This is a genomic window from Allobosea sp. P4_C6 (assembly GCF_056402015.1).
This window is the reverse complement of sequence record NZ_JBFUIF010000036.1, coordinates 24,434-42,770: the sequence shown is the minus strand read 5'-3', so window position 1 is coordinate 42,770 and position 18,337 is coordinate 24,434. Positions and strand designations below refer to the sequence as shown.

15 protein-coding genes are annotated in these 18,337 nt (G+C 67.8%); 7 read left to right on the top strand and 8 right to left on the bottom strand.

Annotated features, from left to right (window positions below; genetic code table 11):
• From AC1DVA_RS21105 to AC1DVA_RS21080, 6 genes are all read left to right on the top strand, one after another.
• The coding region (locus tag AC1DVA_RS21105) for an ABC transporter permease subunit (protein ID WP_476807164.1) at positions 1-495 on the top strand (495 nt) is incomplete at its 5' end.
• Positions 496-634: 139 nt separating this feature from the next.
• Positions 635-1,558, top strand: a complete 924-nt coding sequence (locus tag AC1DVA_RS21100; protein ID WP_476807163.1) for an ABC transporter permease — start codon at positions 635-637, stop codon at positions 1,556-1,558.
• Between the two features lie 30 nt (positions 1,559-1,588).
• Positions 1,589-2,668 carry a BMP family ABC transporter substrate-binding protein gene (locus AC1DVA_RS21095; protein WP_476807162.1) on the top strand — a complete coding sequence of 360 codons (1,080 nt, stop codon included), beginning with the start codon at positions 1,589-1,591 and terminating at the stop codon, positions 2,666-2,668.
• Between the two features lie 324 nt (positions 2,669-2,992).
• Complete coding sequence (locus AC1DVA_RS21090; protein ID WP_265052451.1) at positions 2,993-3,265, top strand: HU family DNA-binding protein; 273 nt, start codon at positions 2,993-2,995, stop codon at positions 3,263-3,265.
• Between the two features lie 144 nt (positions 3,266-3,409).
• A complete protein-coding gene (locus AC1DVA_RS21085; protein WP_476807161.1) occupies positions 3,410-4,585 on the top strand; it encodes a vWA domain-containing protein in 1,176 nt (391 codons plus the stop codon).
• 145 nt (positions 4,586-4,730) lie between these two features.
• Positions 4,731-5,327, top strand: coding sequence for a hypothetical protein (locus AC1DVA_RS21080; RefSeq protein WP_476807160.1), 597 nt, complete (start codon positions 4,731-4,733; stop codon positions 5,325-5,327).
• A gap of 3 nt (positions 5,328-5,330) precedes the next feature.
• Here the strand turns inward: AC1DVA_RS21080 and AC1DVA_RS21075 are convergent, their stop codons facing one another.
• The 3 genes from AC1DVA_RS21075 to AC1DVA_RS21065 form a co-directional block, all read right to left on the bottom strand.
• Positions 5,331-5,753: a universal stress protein gene (locus AC1DVA_RS21075; RefSeq protein WP_476807159.1), complete on the bottom strand. Its 423-nt coding sequence runs from the start codon at positions 5,751-5,753 to the stop codon at positions 5,331-5,333.
• A 254-nt stretch (positions 5,754-6,007) separates the two neighbouring features.
• The gene (locus tag AC1DVA_RS21070; protein ID WP_476807158.1) at positions 6,008-6,328 is read right to left on the bottom strand and encodes a 2Fe-2S iron-sulfur cluster-binding protein; all 321 of its coding nucleotides are present in this window, start codon (positions 6,326-6,328) and stop codon (positions 6,008-6,010) included.
• A gap of 85 nt (positions 6,329-6,413) precedes the next feature.
• Positions 6,414-6,752: an Hpt domain-containing protein gene (locus AC1DVA_RS21065; protein ID WP_476807157.1), complete on the bottom strand. Its 339-nt coding sequence runs from the start codon at positions 6,750-6,752 to the stop codon at positions 6,414-6,416.
• Between the two features lie 262 nt (positions 6,753-7,014).
• On the opposite strand from AC1DVA_RS21065, the gene AC1DVA_RS21060 reads away from it, so the two are divergent.
• Positions 7,015-13,122, top strand: a complete 6,108-nt coding sequence (locus AC1DVA_RS21060) for an apolipoprotein A-IV repeat region-like domain-containing protein (protein ID WP_476807156.1) — start codon at positions 7,015-7,017, stop codon at positions 13,120-13,122.
• A gap of 258 nt (positions 13,123-13,380) precedes the next feature.
• On the opposite strand, the gene AC1DVA_RS21055 is transcribed toward AC1DVA_RS21060, so the two are convergent.
• The 5 genes from AC1DVA_RS21055 to AC1DVA_RS21035 form a co-directional block, all read right to left on the bottom strand.
• Positions 13,381-14,094: a DNA helicase gene (locus AC1DVA_RS21055; RefSeq protein ID WP_476807155.1), complete on the bottom strand. Its 714-nt coding sequence runs from the start codon at positions 14,092-14,094 to the stop codon at positions 13,381-13,383.
• Between the two features lie 209 nt (positions 14,095-14,303).
• Complete coding sequence (locus AC1DVA_RS21050; RefSeq protein ID WP_265052443.1) at positions 14,304-14,903, bottom strand: ABC-type transport auxiliary lipoprotein family protein; 600 nt, start codon at positions 14,901-14,903, stop codon at positions 14,304-14,306.
• A 3-nt stretch (positions 14,904-14,906) separates the two neighbouring features.
• On the bottom strand, positions 14,907-16,049 hold the full coding sequence (locus tag AC1DVA_RS21045; protein WP_476807154.1) for an MlaD family protein: 1,143 nt from the start codon (positions 16,047-16,049) through the stop codon (positions 14,907-14,909).
• A gap of 3 nt (positions 16,050-16,052) precedes the next feature.
• The gene (locus AC1DVA_RS21040; RefSeq protein WP_476807153.1) at positions 16,053-16,907 is read right to left on the bottom strand and encodes an ABC transporter ATP-binding protein; all 855 of its coding nucleotides are present in this window, start codon (positions 16,905-16,907) and stop codon (positions 16,053-16,055) included.
• Positions 16,908-16,909: 2 nt separating this feature from the next.
• The gene (locus AC1DVA_RS21035; protein ID WP_265052440.1) at positions 16,910-18,055 is read right to left on the bottom strand and encodes an ABC transporter permease; all 1,146 of its coding nucleotides are present in this window, start codon (positions 18,053-18,055) and stop codon (positions 16,910-16,912) included.
• Positions 18,056-18,337: the final 282 nt, after the last annotated feature.

The window sequence follows — 18,337 nt, the reverse complement described above, 5'->3', positions numbered from 1 at the left end:
ATGTGGGAGGGCTCTCTCGTCCATCTCGGCATCCCCGTCGCGCTGCTGCTTGCGGTCGTCGCCTGGCTGCTCATGGAGAAGACGACGGCTGGCTATGCCGTGAAGGTGGTGGGGCTCGCGCCTGCGGCGGCCCGCCATGGCGGCTTCAGTGCCGCGCGCACGACATGGGCGACGCTGCTGATCGGCGGCGCGCTGGCAGGCCTCGCCGGGCTGTTCGAGGCTGCCGGCCCGTTCGGGCAGCTCACGCCGCAATTCCCGGTCGGATACGGCTTTACGGCGATCATCGTCGCGTTTCTTGGGCGGCTTCACCCGCTCGGCATCGTCTTCGGCGGCATCGTTCTGGCCGCGACCTATGTCGGCGGCGAGATCGCACAGTCGACCGTGCGCCTGCCGCAGGCGGCGACGGGCATGTTCCAGGCGATGCTGCTGTTCATGCTGCTCGCGACCGACGTGCTGGTGCGGTGGCGGATCGTCTGGAGGCGGAGGGTGGCGTGACGGCAATTCCCACCAGTCTCCGACGTCATTCCGGGGCAAGCCGAAGGCGTGAGCCCGACAGCGCCTTTTCAGGATCGACCCGCGCTTCTGGATTCCGGGCGCTTCGCTGCGCGAAGCCCCGGAATGACGGTGCGTTTCCATGACCACCACCATGCTCGTCTCCATCCTGATGACGCTGATCGCGGCCTCGACGCCGCTGCTGCTGGCGGCCCTGGGCGAGCTCGTCGCCGAGAAGGCCGGCGTGCTCAATCTCGGCGTCGAGGGCATGATGCTGTGCGGCGCGGTCGCCGGCTTCGCCGTCGCCTTCTCGACCGGCAGCACCGGCTTCGGCCTCGTTGCGGCGGCCTTCGCCGGCGTTGCGGCCTCCATGGTCTTCGCGGTGCTTTCGCTCTCGCTGATGGCCAATCAGGTGGCGACCGGGCTGGCGCTGACGATCTTCGGCATCGGCGCCTCCTCGCTGATCGGGGCCGGCTTCGTCGGGCGGACGGTAACGCGGCTGCAACCGGTGTTTCCGGCGGCGCTGTCGGAACACCCGGTGCTGCGGGTGATCTTCGGGCACGATCTCCTCGTCTATCTCTCGCTGATCCTGGTCGCGGGCGTCGGCTTCTTCCTGCGGCGCACGCGCCCGGGGCTGATCCTGCGCGCCGTGGGCGAGAATGACGGCTCCGCCCATGCCATCGGCTATCCGGTGATCGCCATCCGCTATGCCGCCGTCGCCTTCGGCGGCGCGCTGGCGGGGCTGGGCGGCGCCTATTTCTCGCTGGCGCTGACGCCGATGTGGGCAGAACGCCTGACCGCCGGGCGCGGCTGGATCGCGCTGGCGCTCGTCGTCTTCTCGGCCTGGAAGCCGGGCCGCCTCCTGCTCGGCGCCTATCTCTTCGGCGCGGTGATGACGCTGGAGCTGCAGGCCAAGGCCGCCGGCATCAGCTGGCTCGCGCCCGAGGTGCTGGCGATGGCCCCCTACCTTGCGACGATTGCGGTTCTGACCATGATGTCGCTAGGACGAAAGACCGGCCGGCTCGACGCACCTGCCTGCCTCGGCAAACCCTTCTCGGCGTCCTGACGCCGCAACCGACAACGGGGAGTTCACCTCATGACCAGCATCATCACCCGCCGCAGGCTGACCTTCGGCGCCGCCGCTGCCTCGACTCTGCCCATCCTCGGCCGTGGTGCTTCGGCACAGGCCCCGCTCGGCGTCGGGTTCGTGTATGTCGGCCCGATCGGCGACCATGGCTACACCTGGACCCATGACCAGGGGCGCCTCGCCCTCGAGAAGGAATACGGCCCGAAGATCAAGACGAGCTTCCTCGAGAACGTCGCCGAAGGGCCGGACGCGGCCCGCGCCATCCGCCAGCTCGCCCAGGCCGGCAACCAGCTGATCTTCGCGACCTCGTTCGGCTTCATGAACCCGACCATCCAGGTCGCCAAGCAGTTCCCGAAGATCCATTTCGAGCACGCCACCGGCTATATGCGCGCCGACAACGTCGCGACCTACAACGCCCGCTTCTACGAAGGCCGCGCCGTGATCGGCACCATCGCCGGCCACATGTCGAAGACCGGTCAGGCCGGCTATGTCGCCTCCTTTCCGATCCCCGAGGTGGTGATGGGCATCAACGCCTTCCATCTCGCCGCGCGCAAGGTGAACCCGAACTTCAAGACCAAGGTCGTCTGGGCCTCCACCTGGTACGATCCGGCCAAGGAAGCCGACGCCGCCAAGGCGCTGATCGACCAGGGCGCGGACATGATCACCCAGCACACCGACTCGGCGGCGCCTTTGCAGGCGGCCGAGCAGCGCGGCGTCTTCGCGTTCGGCCAGGCGTCCGACATGAAGGCCTTCGCGCCCAAGGCGCATCTCACCGCCATCGTCGACGACTGGTCGGGCTACTACATCAAGCGCGTCAAGGACGTGATGGACGGCAGCTGGAAGACCGGCGACGTCTGGGACGGGCTCAAGGCCGGCATGGTTCGGATCGCGCCTTATAACGATGCGGTCACACCTGCGGCCCGCGCCGCCGCCGACGAGGTGATCAAGGGCATTTCGGCCGGCACGCTCCACCCCTTCACCGGCGAACTCAAGGACCAGAAGGGCGTCGTGCGCCTCAAGGCTGGCGAGAAGGCCAGCGACGAGATGCTCTCCAAGATGGACTGGTACGTCGACGGCATCCAGGCTTGAGCCTACTGTCCACCAGCGCTGGCGGCCTTCCGTCCGCCGGCGCTGCGATTCGCGCCGTGCCCGCCTCTGCCTGCGTCAGCGGCGGTCCCGGAACCCTTCAGCCCCGCCCAGATCGCTTCGTCAAACCCTCGATCGGCGGAACGAAGCCGTTTTCTGTGCGTATCTACCGCCACGGGCATCGTCTTTCCGCGATAACCGTGGCAACTGCGTGAGTTGCGCGCCGCGAATAGCAGCAATGTGTCGCGGTCGCTCGTGTCGGAAACCAGCATGAACGGCCGTAGTCCAGCACGCGACGCCTGAAGCACCTTCTCAAGGAGGATTTTCATGACCAAGAATGAACTGATTGCCGCCATCGCCGACGAGACCGGCAAGACCAAGGCGGACGTTTCCGCCATCCTGGCCTCTCTCGGCACGACCGTCGCCAAGACGCTGAAGAGCGGCGACGACGTCACGCTCGGCGGCATCGGCAAGCTCTCCGCTGCCAAGCGCGAAGCCCGCGAGGCCCGTAACCCCTCGACCGGCGCGACCATCAAGGTTCCCGCCAAGACCGTCGTGAAGTTCAAGGTCACCAAGGACCTTGCCGACGCGGTGGCGTAAAGCCAGCATCGGGATCAGGCAGCGTTCGCGCATCAGACGTGGACGCTGCTTGAGTCTCGTCGTCATGCTCGGGCTTGACCCGAGCATCTCTTCGACGAGATTCTCGGGTCTACGCTTCGCGCCGCCCGAGAATGACGCTGTCTCATGTTCCTTCGCCTCTTCACCGATCTGCGCGCCGCCAAGGTCCCCGTGACCCTGCGCGAGTATCTGACGCTGCTCGAAGGCGTCGAGGCCGATCTCGCCGAACACAGGGTCGACGAGTTCTATTATCTCGCCCGCGTCACGCTGGTGAAGGACGAGCGCCATCTCGACAAGTTCGACCAGGTCTTCGCCCAGGTGTTCAAGGGCATGGAGACACTCGGCCAGGCGATCGAGCAGGCCGGCATTCCCGAGGAATGGCTGCGCAAGCTCGCCGAAAAATTCCTGACCGACGAAGAGAAGGCGCAGCTCGAAGCGCTGGGCTGGGAGAAGCTCTGGGAGACGCTTAAAGCGCGGCTCGACGAGCAGAAGGGCCGTCACCAGGGCGGCAACAAATGGATCGGCACCGGAGGCACCTCACCTTTCGGCGCCTATGGCTACAATCCCGAAGGCATCCGCATCGGCCAGGACAAGAACCGCAACTTCCGGGCGGTGAAGGTCTGGGACAAACGCGAGTTCAAGGATTTCGACGACACGCGCGAACTCGGCGTGCGCAACCTGCGCATCGCGCTGAGGCGCCTGCGCCGCTTCGCCCGCACGGGCGCGGCCGAGGAACTCGACCTCGACACCACGATCAGCGAGACCGCCAAGCACGGCTATCTCGACGTCCAGCTGCGGCCCGAGCGCCGCAACGCCGTCAAGGTGCTGCTCTTCCTCGATGTCGGCGGCTCGATGGACTGGCATATCGAGCTGGCCGAGGAGCTCTTCTCTGCCGCGCGGGCGGAGTTCAAGCATTTCGAGCATTTTTATTTCCACAACTGCCCCTATGAGCGGGTGTGGAAGGAGAACCGGCGACGCCACGACCAGCAGATCCCGACCTGGGACGTGCTGCGGACCTATCCGGACGATTACCGGCTGGTCTTCGTCGGCGATGCCTCGATGAGCCCCTACGAGATCGCGATGCCCGGCGGCTCGGTCGAGCACTGGAACGAGGAGGCCGGCGAGGTCTGGATGAACAGGCTGACCGCGAAATTCCCGAAATCGGTCTGGCTCAACCCGGTCCAGCAGCATCTGTGGAACTACACCCAGTCCATCCGCCAGATCGGCGGGCTGATGGGCGGGCGCATGTTCCCGCTGACGCTCGACGGGCTCGACGGCGCCATGAAGGTTCTCGCGCGCTGACCCCCGACGATCGGCCCGCTTCCCTTGGGCAGCCGGAATGCCCGACAGCATCCGTATTCGGCCCGATACCGTAGAGCTTTGATCTTGCATCGGCTTTCCCGAAAACCGCATTCCACTTTTCGGGCCGATGCTTTAACTACCGGCCATGACGAACGATCAAGACGACGCCCCTCCGCCGAGCTGGCGCCAGCGCCCGAAGCCGGTCGGCTTCGAGATCGCCTACAAGCTGGACGGCGATACGCTCGAGATCGACCGGACGCGCCGGGTCGACAGCATCCGGCTCAGCGCCGTCGAGCAGGTCCGCTTCGTCTACGCGCCGGGCAATATCTCCTCGAAGGGCTACAAGACGCAGCTTCGGCTCAGCGACGGCCGGACCGTGACCTTCGGCAATCTGTCCTGGCGTTCCCTGACCGATCTCGACCGCGACGATGCGCGCTACCACCACTTCGTCGCGGCCCTGTGCGCCGCGATCGCGCGGGCCAATCCGCGCGCCCGCTTCGTCGCGGGCCGGCCGAAGCCGATCTGGCTCGGCGTCGCCATCGTCGGGGCGCTGTCGCTGCTGATGCTGACCGGCTTCTCGCTGCGGGCGTTCCAGCAGGGCGCGACCAATGCCGCGCTGCTCGGCATCCTCCTGGTGGCTGCCTCGTTCTGGCAGGTCTGGCCGCTCGTCAGCCTCAACCGGCCGCGCGAGCTCGCGACCGGCGAAGTGCCGGACAGCCTCGTCCCCGGCCGGCCGGGCTGAAGTTCAACGAACCACCAGCACCGAGCATTTGGCCCGGCGCACGATCGCGGACGCGTTCGAGCCGATGACATAGGCCAGCATGCCGGGCTCATGCGAGCCGATGACGATGAGGTCGGCGCCGCTGGCGTCCGCTTCGGCCAGCACCTCGCCATGGACGGAGCCGATCAGCACCTTGGCCGAGACCTGCTCGGACGGCAGGTCGACCTTGGCGGCGATCTCGGCGAGCTTCGCCTCGGCATCCTCCTGCTGCTCGGAATCGAAGTCCGCCGGCACGAACTCCATGTAGGTGATAGGGATCAGCGAGCGGACATAGACGAGCCGCACCGTGCCGCCCGAAATCTTCGCGAAGGATACGGCAGCCACAAGCGCCGGCCGGGCGAGCTCGGCCTCCGCGAGGTCGACGGGAACCATGATCGACTTGTACATCGTATCCTCCAAGGCTGGTTGCAGAACCATTCTGGAGTTTGACAGCGCCCGCGCCATGATCCAGCGCAAAATGCACGATGCGGCGCGGCGTCGCGCGTCAGGCCAGCACCTGCTGATTCCCCACGTAGAAAGGGCGTCATCCCGGACAAGCTGCGCAGCAGCGCCGATCCGGGATCCATCGCAGAGCTCCGGAACCCTCCGACGGATCCGGCTCAAGGCCGGGACGCGCTGCGGTTCAGAGAAGTCACCTCGCTCTAGCCCTGGCGCGCTGGCGTGCGGACGATGAGGCCGTCGAGGTTGTCGCGGATCCGGATCTGGCAGGAGAGGCGCGAGTTCGGACGGACGTCGAAGGCGAAGTCCAGCATGTCCTCCTCCATCGGCTCGGCAGGGCCGACGGCTGCCATCCAGGCATCGTCGACATAGACGTGGCAGGTGGCGCAGGCGCAGGCGCCGCCGCATTCCGCTTCGATACCGGGGATCGCGTTGCGGATCGCCGTCTCCATCACGGTGGAGCCGGTCTCGCCCTCGACGGTGCGGCTCTCTCCGTGAGCGTCGATGAAGGTGATATTCGGCATGAGGCACTCCGGCGGCGCGATGACGGGCTCCGCTTAGAGCATTTCAAAGCGGCGCGGAACGGGGTTTCGCGCGGCAGCGACCCGATCAGGCCGCGCAATCGAAGCGCGAGATCACGGCCCGCGCCTCGGCCGCGGCCAGCGCCAGCGCGTCCAGGGCGCTATCGGTCAGGCGCGACTCCGGCTCGCCGAGGCCGTGCTCGATCCTGTCGGCTGCTTCCGCGACCTGCCAGGCGCCGATCGCGAGCGCCGCACCCTTCAGCGTATGGGCCGCGTCCATCCTGGCCTTCCTGTCGGCGCTGCCGTGGATGGTGCGCAGATGCGCGACGCATTGCTGGGCGAACAGCGTCAGCAACTCCCGCTCGAGCTCGTGGTCACCGCCGCTCTGGCGGGAAAGGTGCTCGGTATCGATGGCATTCTGGGACATGAGGAAACTCGTGAACGCATGAACATCTGACGGCCGCACGAGCGGTCTTACCCCCTCCAAGAAGCGCCATGATGGTGAACGAGGCGTTAACGACGTTTGTGAATCGAGCACTCAAATGGGTTTCCAAGGGTCCGGGGCTCCACTACCCTTCCAATTGGTAAATGATGGGCGCAGTGTCACCGATCATCCCAGCCAGAGGCGGCGAGGGACGGCGGGGACGGGCTTTCGCGTCCATCGTCAGTAGCGTGGCGAGGCGGCAACGATGAATCGACCCAAGAAGCTCCAGGATCCCACTGAAGCTGCGATGTCGGCGATCGAGGAGGCGCTCCGCCTTGACCAGCCGCACTCCGACACCGCCAGCGGCGAGTCGGAAACGGCGGTCAGCACCGAGCCCCGGCTGCCCGCCACCAGCGAGGACGATCTCAGGCTCGAACTGCCGCGCGTCGAGCCTGCTCCGGCGGCCGCGCCGCCTGCGCCGGTAACCCATCCCCCGCAGCAGCCCGCGCAACCGCGTGCTGCGATCGCGCCCGACACCAGCCGCGTCGCCAATGACGACCGCCGCGATTCCAGCTCGCTGGTGCAAGCCTTCTCCGTGCGCCCGTCGCGCAAGCCTTATTGGTTCGCGGCCCTCGCCTCGTTCGCCTGGCTGAGCGGCGCCGCCTTCGTGCTGTTCGGCCGCTACGGCTCCTTCAGCAACGGCCTGCCCGAGCCTGTCGCCAATTTCGGCATCGGCGAATGGACGCTGCTCGCGTTGTCGATCGGTGCCCCGGTCGTGTTCTTCTTCGTGCTGGCGGCGCTCTATCGCCGCACCCAGGAAATGCGCCTGATCTCGCGCGCCATGACGGAAGTCGCTCTGCGGCTTGCCGAGCCCGAGATCGCCGGCGCCGATTCCGTGCTGTCGCTCAGCCAGACCATCCGCCGCGAGGTCGCCGCCATGGGCGACGGCATCGAGCGTGCCGTGGCGCGTGCGGGCGAGTTGGAGACGATCGTGCGCGGCGAGATCTCGACGCTCGAGCGCGCCTATGCCGACAACGAAATCCGGCTGCGCTCGCTGATCGACGAGCTCGTCACCCAGCGCGAGGCCGTGGTCGGCAATGCCGAACGCGTCAAGCTCGCCATCAGCGGCGCCCATGACGGCCTCGCCAAGGACCTCGACAGCGCCAGCCGCACCATCGCCGAGGCCGTCGCGCAGGCCGGCGACCGCGTCACCGGCTCGCTCGGCGCCAAGGGCGACCAGATCACCCAGGCGCTCGGCCGGGCCGGCGAACGCATGGTCGAGGAGATCAGCGGCCGCGGGCATGATCTCGTCGAGCGGCTTCAGATCACCTCGGGCGAAGTGTCCGAGCGGCTGGCCGGAGCCAGCGACAATCTTTCGACGATGCTCGACGGCCGCGCCAAGGAAATCGCCGGCTCGCTGGAGCGCACGGGCGTGGTGCTGACCGAGGGCCTGACCACCAGCGCCCAGGGCGTCACCCGCGCCATCAGCGACACCGGCATGCAGGTCGCCGAGACGCTGACGACCCGCGTCGATGCGGTCAACGAGACGCTGAAGACCACCGGCGAAACCCTGGCGAAGGACATCTCCGCGCGCGGAACCGAGGCAGCGGAGCGCTTCGAGACGAGCAGCCGCAACATGGTCGCGCTGATCGAGAGCCAGAGCGAAGCCCTGCAGCAGCGCCTGTCCGAATCCGGCGAAGCGCTGCGCAGCGCCCTTTCCGACGAGGGCGAGAGCGTCACCACCCGCCTCGCCGAGGTCGGGCGCGGGGTCAACAGCCTGCTCACCCGCCAGAACGAAGCCATTGCCGCTCGCCTCACGCAGGTCGGCGAAAGCGTCCACAGCCTCATCGGCACGCATGGCGACACGCTGGTCGGCCGCCTCAACGACACCGCCCGCACCGTCGACGACGTGCTGCGTGAGCGCAGCGAAGCCATCATCCTGCGCGTCGGCGATGCCGGCCAGAGCCTCGGCGCAGCCGTCGAGAAGCATGGCGACACGCTGACCGGCCGCATCACGGATGTCGCCGGCCAGGTCCACGGCCTGTTCACCGAACAGGGCGGCAAGCTGGTCGACCGCCTCGGCGAGACCGGCGAGACCGTGCATGCGCTGCTCGATCAGCAGGCCGAAAAGCTCGTCGACCGCGTCTCCGGCGCAGGCCGCGAGCTCGCCAGCCTCGTCGGCGAGCAGAGCGACACCGCCGTCGCGCGTGTCTCCGAAGCCGGCAGCGATCTGTCGCGCCTGCTTGTGGAGCGCAGCGAGATCGCCGTCGCCAATGTCTCGGATGCCGGCCGCAGCCTCGCAGCTCTCATGGGCGAACAGGGCGATGCCACGGTCGCCCGCGTCTCGAACGCCGGTGCCGATGTCGCCAAGCTCCTGTCCGAACGCAGCGAGGCGCTGGTCGCCAGCGTGTCGGGCGCCGTCAACACCGTCGAGACCCGCCTGCGCGATGAGAGCGAGCTGCTCGTCAGCCGCCTGACCCAGGCCGGCCAGGACGTCAGCAGCGTCGTCGGCAGCGAGAGCGAGCGCCTGATCTCCGGGCTTTCCGAGACCGGCATGCGCGTCAGCGCACTACTGGACGAGCAGGCCGGCGCCATGACCGTGAAGGTTTCGCAGGCCGGGCTCGAGATCAAGGATCTGCTCGGCAGCGAGGGCCAGGCCCTGGCCAGCCGCGTCGCCGATGTCGGCCGCTCTGTGCACGGCATCCTGTCCGAGCGCAGCAACGCGCTGATTTCCCGCCTCGCCGATACCGGCGAGAGCATCGACCAGAGGCTGGACGAGCGTGGCGCGGCCCTGGCCGCCCGCGTGAACGCCAGCGTCGAGGCCGCCCAGAACGCACTGGAGCAGCAGCAGACCGGCTTCCTCGTCAGCATCGGCGAGACCGGCGACAAGGTCGGCGCTCTGCTCGGCGAGCAGCGCGAGACGATGGTCCGCGACCTCGTCAACACCGGCCGCGAAGTCCACACCCTGCTCGGCGAGCAGAGCGAGGATCTGGCGCGCCGCATGACCGATGCGACCCGCACCCTCACCGAGACGATCAATGTCGACGGCCGCCATGTCGCCGACCGCGTCGTCGAGGCGACGCAGGGGCTGCGCGACACCTTCACCGTCCATGCGGAAGAGGCCCGCACCCTGCTCGCCGGCACCGGCCGCGAGATCGTGCTGGCGCTGACCCAGCAGGGCGGCCGCGTCAACGAGGCGCTGTCGGCCAACGCCGAATCGATGCTGCGCTCGGTCGAGGGCCGCGCCCAGGCCCTGACCGAAGCGCTCGCCACCCGCCACGACGCGCTGACCAGGCTCTTCGACGAGCGCGGCCGCGAGATCGAGACGGCTCTCGGCGGGCGCCTGTCGGCATTCTCCGCGCTGTTCGACACGCAGGGCCGCGACGTCGAAACCGCGCTCGGCGCGCGCCTCAGCGCCTTCGAGGACCTGATCGTCCATCAGGGCGGCGCGCTGACCGCCAAGATCTCGGGCGATGCACGCGACCTCACCGAAGCCCTGCATAGCGGCATCGCCCAGGTCGAGAAGCTGATCTCCGAGGATGGCGTTTCGCTGGCCGACAAGGTCGGCACGCGTGCGCTCGAAGCGGCCGAGCTCCTCGCGCACCGCACCCGCGAAGCAGCCGATGCGATGGAAGGCCAGATCAAGCTGTTCGAGGATCGCTCCGGCGCCAAGAGCGCCGAGATCGCCGGCACGCTCGACAGCCTGATCGCGCGCATCGACGGCAGCCTCGGCTCGCGCGCAACCGCCCTCAACGAGGCGCTGGTCGAGCGCACGGTCGATATCGCCCGCGTGCTGGCCGAGGGTGGCCGCGAGGTCACCCGCGCGCTGGCGGCCAAGGCGGACGAGATCGGCGAGGTCGTCACCTCGAAGAGCGAGTCGCTCACCCGCACGCTCAGCGACAAGGCCGACACGATCAACGCGACGCTCGGCGGCCGCGCCCTCCAGATCGCCGATACGCTCGACCAGAGCGTCGCGCGCTTCGAGGAGCGCGTGGTCAACCGGCTCGACACCGTCTCGCACACGCTCGACAGCCGCGGCGACGAAATCGCCGCCACGCTGCAGGGCCGTTCCGAGGCCATCGCCTCCGTGCTCAGCGAGCGGGCGCAGGAACTGCGTTCCCTCTTCAGCAATGAAGGCAACGGCATGGTCTCGGCGCTGGCCGGGCAGAGCGAAGCGCTCGCAACCGCGCTCACCGAACGCGCCGAGCAGCTTCGCACGCTGTTCGACGATCGCGGGCTCGGCATCGTCGCTGCGCTCGGCCGTCGGGGCGACGCCATCTCCGGCGCGCTCGACCAGCGCACCGAGCAGCTGCGCGCGATCTTCGAAGGCCAGGGCGCCGGCATCGTCACCGCGCTCGAACGCCAGGGCGCGGCAATCGCAACCTCGCTGGAAGAGCGGACGGACGCCATGCGCGCCGCCTTCGACGCCAAGGGCCACGGCCTCGTCGAGATCATCGGCCGCCAGGGCGAGGCTATCACGCACTCGCTCGACGAGCGGGTCGAAACGCTGCGCGCGGTCTTCGATGCCAAGGGCAGCGGCGCCGTCGAGGCGCTGAACCAGCGTGGCGAGGCGCTGGCCGCCGAATTCGCCTCGGTCGGCGAGACGGTGGTGCGCGCGCTCGAGAGCCGCGGCAACGCCATCGTCGCCGGCCTGCGCGACCGCGGCGCCGCCATCACCAATGCGGTCGACGCCTCGTCGAACGCGTTGCGCGAGACGCTCGAAGCCGGCTCGAAGCAGTCTGTCGAGGCCCTGGTCGGCACGAACGAGCAGTTGCGCGAGGAGCTGGGCGGCATGCTCGGCCGCCTCGGCGAAGCCAACAAGCTGATGCAGCAGATCGTCAACGGCGCGAACAAGAACCTCGCCGCCGTCGAGAACAGCCTGTCGACCCGCGTCGGCGAGCTGCAGAACGTGATCGGCACCGTGATGACGGAGGCGGGCAACGCCTCGCAGCAGGTCACGGCCCAGATCGCGGAGCTGAAGAGCTTCTCGGAAGGCACGCTGCGCGAGACGACGGCCCTGATCGGCCAGCTCGACGACCGCGGCACCTCGCTCAACGAAGCGACGCAGGCCAGCAGCGCGGCGCTCAACGCCGTCGCCGGCCGGCTGGAGCAGATCGAGGGGCGCGTCGGCAAGGCGCTGTCCGAGCGGCGCGAGTCGCTCGAGCAGCTGCACGGGCTCATCGCGAACCGCACCGAGGATGTCGAGGCGATCACCCGCTCCTTCGCCTCGCTGATCGACGAATCGCTCGGCACCGCCGAGGCGCGGGCGCGCCAGATCGGCGCCGTCCTGTCCGACTCGGCCGAGTCGACGACGAGCGCGATCGCCCATCAGTTCGAGACGATCCGCGCCGCGACCGGCAAGGAGCGCGAGCTGACGGCGGAAGCCCTGCGCGCGGCCTATGCCCAGGTCTCGACCGAGATCAGCGGCGAGCTCGCCAAGGTGACCGACCGCTTCCAGAAGGCGGCGCAGGACATGCGCGGCATCACCGGCGACATCCAGCGCGAGCTGGAGGCGACGCGCGCCGAGCTGAAGCGCGGTGTGCTGGAGCTGCCGCAGGAGGCGCAGGAATCGACCTCGGCCATGCGCAGGGTCGTGGCCGAGCAAATCAAGGCGCTGAACGACCTCACCGAGATCGTGACGCGTGCCGGCCGGCGCGGCGACGTCTCGCTGCCGATCGACCATATGGCGAGCCGGCGGACCACCACTGCCGTCGCCGTGGCCCCTGCCCCGGCGCAGCCGGCCCCGGCCCTCGCCCCGGCGCCGCAGCCGAAGCCTGCAGCGGAAGAGCCCCTGCTGCGGCCGTCGCTCGACGCGGCAGCCGAGCCCGCACGCGCCGCCACGCCGCGCGCCGAGCCGCGCAATGAGCCGGCCCCCACCCCGAGCCGTCCGGCTCCGGCGCAGGAAGCCGCTCGCCGCCAGCCCGAGGCCACCCCGCAGCAGCAGCCCGCCAAGGCCGGCTGGCTCTCGGACCTGCTGACCCGCGCCTCGCGCGAGGACAAGCTGCCGGAGCCGAGCAAGCCGACGACGCATTCGATCGAGAAGCTCGACTCGCTCTCTGTCGATATCGCGCGGATGATCGACCATGACGCCGCCGTCGAGCTGTGGGACCGCTACAAGCGCGGCGAGCGCAACGTCTTCACCCGCCGGCTCTACACGCTGCAGGGCCAGCAGACCTTCGACGACATCCGCCGCAAATACCGGCGCGACACCGAGTTCAAGGATACGGTCGACCGCTATATCGACGAGTTCGAGCGTCTTCTCGGTGAAGCCGCCAAGGACGACCGCGACTCGATGGTGGCCAAGACCTACCTGACCTCGGAAACCGGCAAGGTCTACACCATGCTGGCCCATGCCAGCGGGCGCTTCGAATAAGCGCCCTGCCCGGTCCGACCGAACCAGAAAGGCCGCCGACACCGGCGGCCTTTCTCATTTCGAGGCCCGCTCAGGCGCGCAGGATGTTGCGACCCCCGCCCTTGGAGCGTGCTGATTTCGCACCAAACCACGCCGTCACCCCGGGCTTGACCCGGGATCCATGCCGGAGCCTGTCCGGCTGATCGTCAGGGATGGATCCCGGATCTCCGCTTCGCTCCGTCCGGGATGACCAGCCTTTTCACGAAAACGCGGCACGCTCTACGCGGCCGCCTGAATCCGGGCCTCGCCCTTGTTCAGGAAGCAGGTCTTGTCGAAGAGCGCGAGGTCGAGCGGGTTGGGCAACCGCACATCCGCGATATCGGGAAACGGCTTGCCCGACGCTTCATAGGCGCGGTCGACTTGCGAGATGAAAACGAGGATCAGCCCGCGCTCACGCGCGAAGGCCTTCAGCGCCCTGACCTGAATGGCCAGTTCCGGCGTATCGCGCCGCTGGTCCAGCAGTTGGAGATAGTCGATGACCGCCACCGTTCCGGGCGGCGCAGCGGCCAACGTCGCAGTGATGTAGTCGGCACTGATTGCATCGGAGCAATCGCAGTCGAAAAGGCCGGCGAACTCGTCAGGCTCGATCCCGATCGCACGCAGGCGGCCCGCCACGTCCGCCAGCGTGTATTCGAGCGTGAGGAACACGCCGCGATGTCCTGCCTTCATGGCTTCTGCCAGCAGCGCGAGACTCGCCAAGGTCTTGCCCTGCCCAGGCCGCCCCGCCATCAGCACGAGATCGCCCGGCTGAAGATAAGGCAGCAGCCTGCGGGCGGACGTCATTTGGGGCTGCTTCGCGACGAGCAGGCTCCAGCTGCGATAGCCTTCTTCGGTCGCGATGCGATCGAGCGCGGCGTGAAGCGGAATGCGCTCCCTGCGGCTCAGCAGCCTGGCCTTGCGTTTCAATTGATGGATCGGGGCCGACAACGTCATGACGAGAACCTCCTATCGCGAGCAGGTGGCGCAGTCCCTCCTCATGCGTGATGCCCGGACAGTCGGTCGGATTGTCGGAAAATGCCCCGTATGAAAGATACTTCCCCGGCTGGAGGGGGGAGGCTCGGGCCGAGCCAGAATCGGATTCTAGCTCAAGCCGGAGCGCAGGAAAACAGCCGTACCGGCGTACCCGTTAGATAGACATTATCTCAGCGCGCCCAGCGCACGATCTCGACGAGGACCTGCGACAGCGCCCGGTCTAGCGCCTGCGTCGCGCCCGCCCCATCGACGGCGCCCGCCGGCACGCGCGCGGAGAATAGGCGCGCGCGCTGGATCTGCCCGGTCCGGTCGCCGACGATCTTTGCGGTGATCGCGACCACCGCCGTTCCGCTGGCGGCGTCGATGTTGAAGCTGCGGATGTCGGTGTTGAGCTGCACATCGGGCTGGATACGCTGGCCCGGCGCCGAGACGGAGCCGACGCGGCTGGCGTTCTCGAAGGTCTGGATCAGGCGCGCCTGCACCAGCGCCGGGATGCGGTCCGCCCATTGCGCCCCGCCGACGAAGGACAGCGCCCCGCTCGAGTCCTTGACGATGACCCGGTCGGAATCGAGCGCCTGCACTGCCGTCGGCTCGGCGACGATCATCACGGCGCGCGAGCCGCCGACGCGACCGAAGCCGCTGGGTGCCGAAAGGTCGAATGTCGTCGGCGTCGAGCCGCCGCAACCGGCCAGCAATGCGCTGGCGACCAGCACGAAAGCCGTGAGGCAGCGGGCCTTGGTCGCCGGGTAGAACGGTGCCTCGGTCGTCATGAGCTAGCGCGATCCGTTGTATTGCGGGAGCGGCGGCTTGCCGCCGAAGATGAACTGCTGCGGGTTACGTTCGAAATTCCGCAACGTGCGATTGAGTTCCGTCAGCGTGCGCTTGCCGTCGGCGGCGAGCGATTCGACGTCGCGCAGCCCCGGCCCGGTGAAGCGGTTGATCCCGGATGTGATCTCCGCCGTGCGCTTGTCGAGATTGTCGGCAAGAACGCGGATCGACTTGGCGGCGTCGGCGACTTCCTGGAAGGCGCTGCGGCCATCGGGACCCGATCCGGAGTCGAGAAAGCCCTTCGCCGCCTTGAGCACGCCCTCGACCTGATCGGCCGCGCGGTCGAGCTTGGCCGAGATCGAGGCGGCGTCCTTGACCACCTTGGCGACATCGGCGCTGGAGCCGCCGAGCGCGCCGGTGAACTTGTCGACGTTCTCGACGATGCTGGCGACCTTCTGCCGGTCGACCGAGCGCACCACCGCCGTCAATTCCTCGCTGAGCGACTGCAGCTTCTGCGACAGCGGTTGAATGGTCTCGGCGAGGTTGCCAAAGCCGGCCATCAGCTTGTCGATGCCGTCAGCATTGTTGCCGAGCGCCTGCGAGAATTTCTCGACATTGCGCACCGTGTTGTTGATCGGCCCGGTGTTCTGCTTGATTAGCCCATCCAGCGAGGTCAGCATCGTGTCGGCCTTCTGGGCCACGTTGCGCACGGTCTCGATGATGTCCTGCAATTCGGAGCGCTCGGCGATGATCGTCGGCATCGGCTCGCCGGGTTTGGCGGTCAAGACCGGCGCGTCGGGCGCACCGCCGATGAGCTGGAGCGCGACCACGCCGGCCAGACCCTGAGCCTCGATGCGGGCGCGCGTGTCCTCGCGCAGCGGTGTCGTGCTGGCGACCTGGATGACAGCGTAGATGCGGCGGGGATCGTCCGGCTGCAATTCGATGCTGGTGACCTCGCCGACGCGCAGGCCGTTGAACAGCACGCTCGAACCGCGGCCAAGGCCGGTCACCGTGCCGGTGAAGATGACGCGGACGCTCTCCCTGCGTCCGGCTCCGCCGCTGTTGAACCAGTAGACGAAGCCGAAAGCCGCCGCGAGGACTGCGAGCGTGAAGAGGCCGACAAGTGCGTAGTTGGCGCGCGATTCCATGCCCTAGCTGCTTCGTTCCCGCTCCCCGGACGACATCCGGGCCATGGCACGCTCGCCACCAAAATAGGCCTTCAGCCACGGATGCTCCGAGGCGAGCATCGTCGCAAGCGGACCGACCGCGATCACCTTCTTATCCGCCAGAGCGGCGATTCGATCGCATGCATGATACAGGCTGTCGAGATCGTGGGTCACCATGAAGACGGTGAGCCCCAAGGTCTGTTTCAGCGTCATGATGAGGTCGTCGAACTCGGCCGCGCCGATCGGGTCCAGGCCCGAGGTCGGCTCGTCGAGGAAGACGATCTCGGGGTCGAGCGCCAGCGCGCGCGCGAGCGCAGCCCGCTTGATCATGCCGCCGGATAGCTCGGAAGGCACCTTGTCGGCGGCGTCGAGCGGCAGGCCCACCAGATCGAGCTTCACCATAGCCAGCTCATCGAGCAGATCGGGCGAGAGCTTCAGGTATTCCCGCATTGGCACCTGAATGTTCTGCTTGACCGTCAGCGCCGAAAACAGCGCCCCCTGCTGGAACATCACCCCGAAGCGGCGCTCGAGAACGCGGCGCTGCTGGCCGTTGAGCGAGTCGACATTCTCACCGAAGACTTCGATGGTGCCGCGCGCCTTGCGCACCAGCCCGAGGATGGTGCGGGTCAGCACGGACTTGCCCTGCCCCGACCCTCCGACGAAACCGAGAATCTCGCCGCGCATCACATCGAGATCGAGCCCGTCCATGATGACCTTCTCGGCGAAGGCGACCTTGAGGTTGCGGACCCGGATCACGGCCTCGGGCTCGTCGGCCGGCCGATCGGCAGGCGGCGGAGCGGCATCGGCCTCGTGAGCGAGAGATCTGTCGTGGGCTGCCATCGTCAGAACTCGATCGAAGCGAAGAACATGGCGAAGAGGCCGTCGACGACGATCACCATGAAGATCGCCTTCACCACCGACGCCGTGACCTGGCGGCCGAGCGATTCAGCCGAGCCCTTCACCGCCAGCCCTTCGATCGACGCGATCAGTCCGATGACGAAGGCCATGAAGGGCGCCTTGATCAGCCCGACCGCGAAATGCTTCCAGGTGATGACCGATTGCAGCCGGGCGAGGAAGGTGTCGACGCCGATGCCGCCATAGAGCCATGCGACGAGGCCGGCGCCGACGAGGCCCGCCATCGCCGAAATGAAGGTCAGGATCGGCAGCGAGATGATCAAGGCGAGGATGCGCGGCACGACCAGCACCTCGATCGGATCGAGGCCCATCACGCGCAGCGCATCGATCTCCTCGCGCATCTTCATCGAGCCGATCTCGGCGGTGAAGGCCGAGCCGGAGCGACCGGCGATCATGATCGAGGTCAGCAGCACGGCGAGTTCGCGCAGGATCAGGATGCCGGTGAGGTTCACGACGAAGGCCGAGGCGCCGAACTGCTGCAGCTGGAAGATGCCCTGCTGCGCGACGATGCAACCGACCAGGAACGAGATCAGCATGATGATCGGCGCGCCGTTGAAGGCGATCAGCTCGATCTGGTTGACCAGCGACGGTCCGCGGAACTTGCGCGGCCCGAGCACGACGCTGGCCGAGCCGACCACGACCTCGCCGAGGAACATCGCGCCGCCGACCATGTCGCGGCCGAAGCGGACGATGCCTTCGCCGATATTGACGAGGATGTCGACCACGCGGAATTGATGGTGGGGCGCGGGCTTGTCCTCGTCGTGGACATGGACCTCGGCCAGCAGGATCTCGTGCTCGGGCTTGTCGCTGACGATGTCGATGGATCCGCCGTGGCGCATCTGACGCGCCTTGAAACGGTTGAGGACATAGGCGCCGAGCGTGTCGAGGCGGGTGACATCCGAGAGATCGAGGCGGGCCGACGCCGCCTGCGGCAAACGCTCGACGATCTCCTCGACCAGTTCCTCGATGCGCGGAGCACGATCGGCGCTCCAGGAGCCGGCGAGCGCCACCGCGAGCGTGCCCGCGTCGTCGCGGATGATCGCCTGCGGTTCGGCGGTATCAACGCTCGCCATGTCGCTGTGACGTCCCTCGCCCCGGCCGGGGCAGCCTTGCGGCTGCGCAGCACCGGTTCATCGCGCCGAAATCCACCCCCGTGCATCCTGTATTGCCGCCATGGCGGTGCTTGGCAAGCGCATGGCGCCGCGCCGGACGTTTCGGCGGCAAAGCGTTGCCGAACGGCCATAGAATGGCTCGCTCGGGGCGGATTGGCCGGCCTCAGGGCCCCCGGCAGCAATTCCTTAAGGAATCGTGGAGCAGGTTCGGGCGCAGAACCTCCCGACCACCGCTGATTCGGC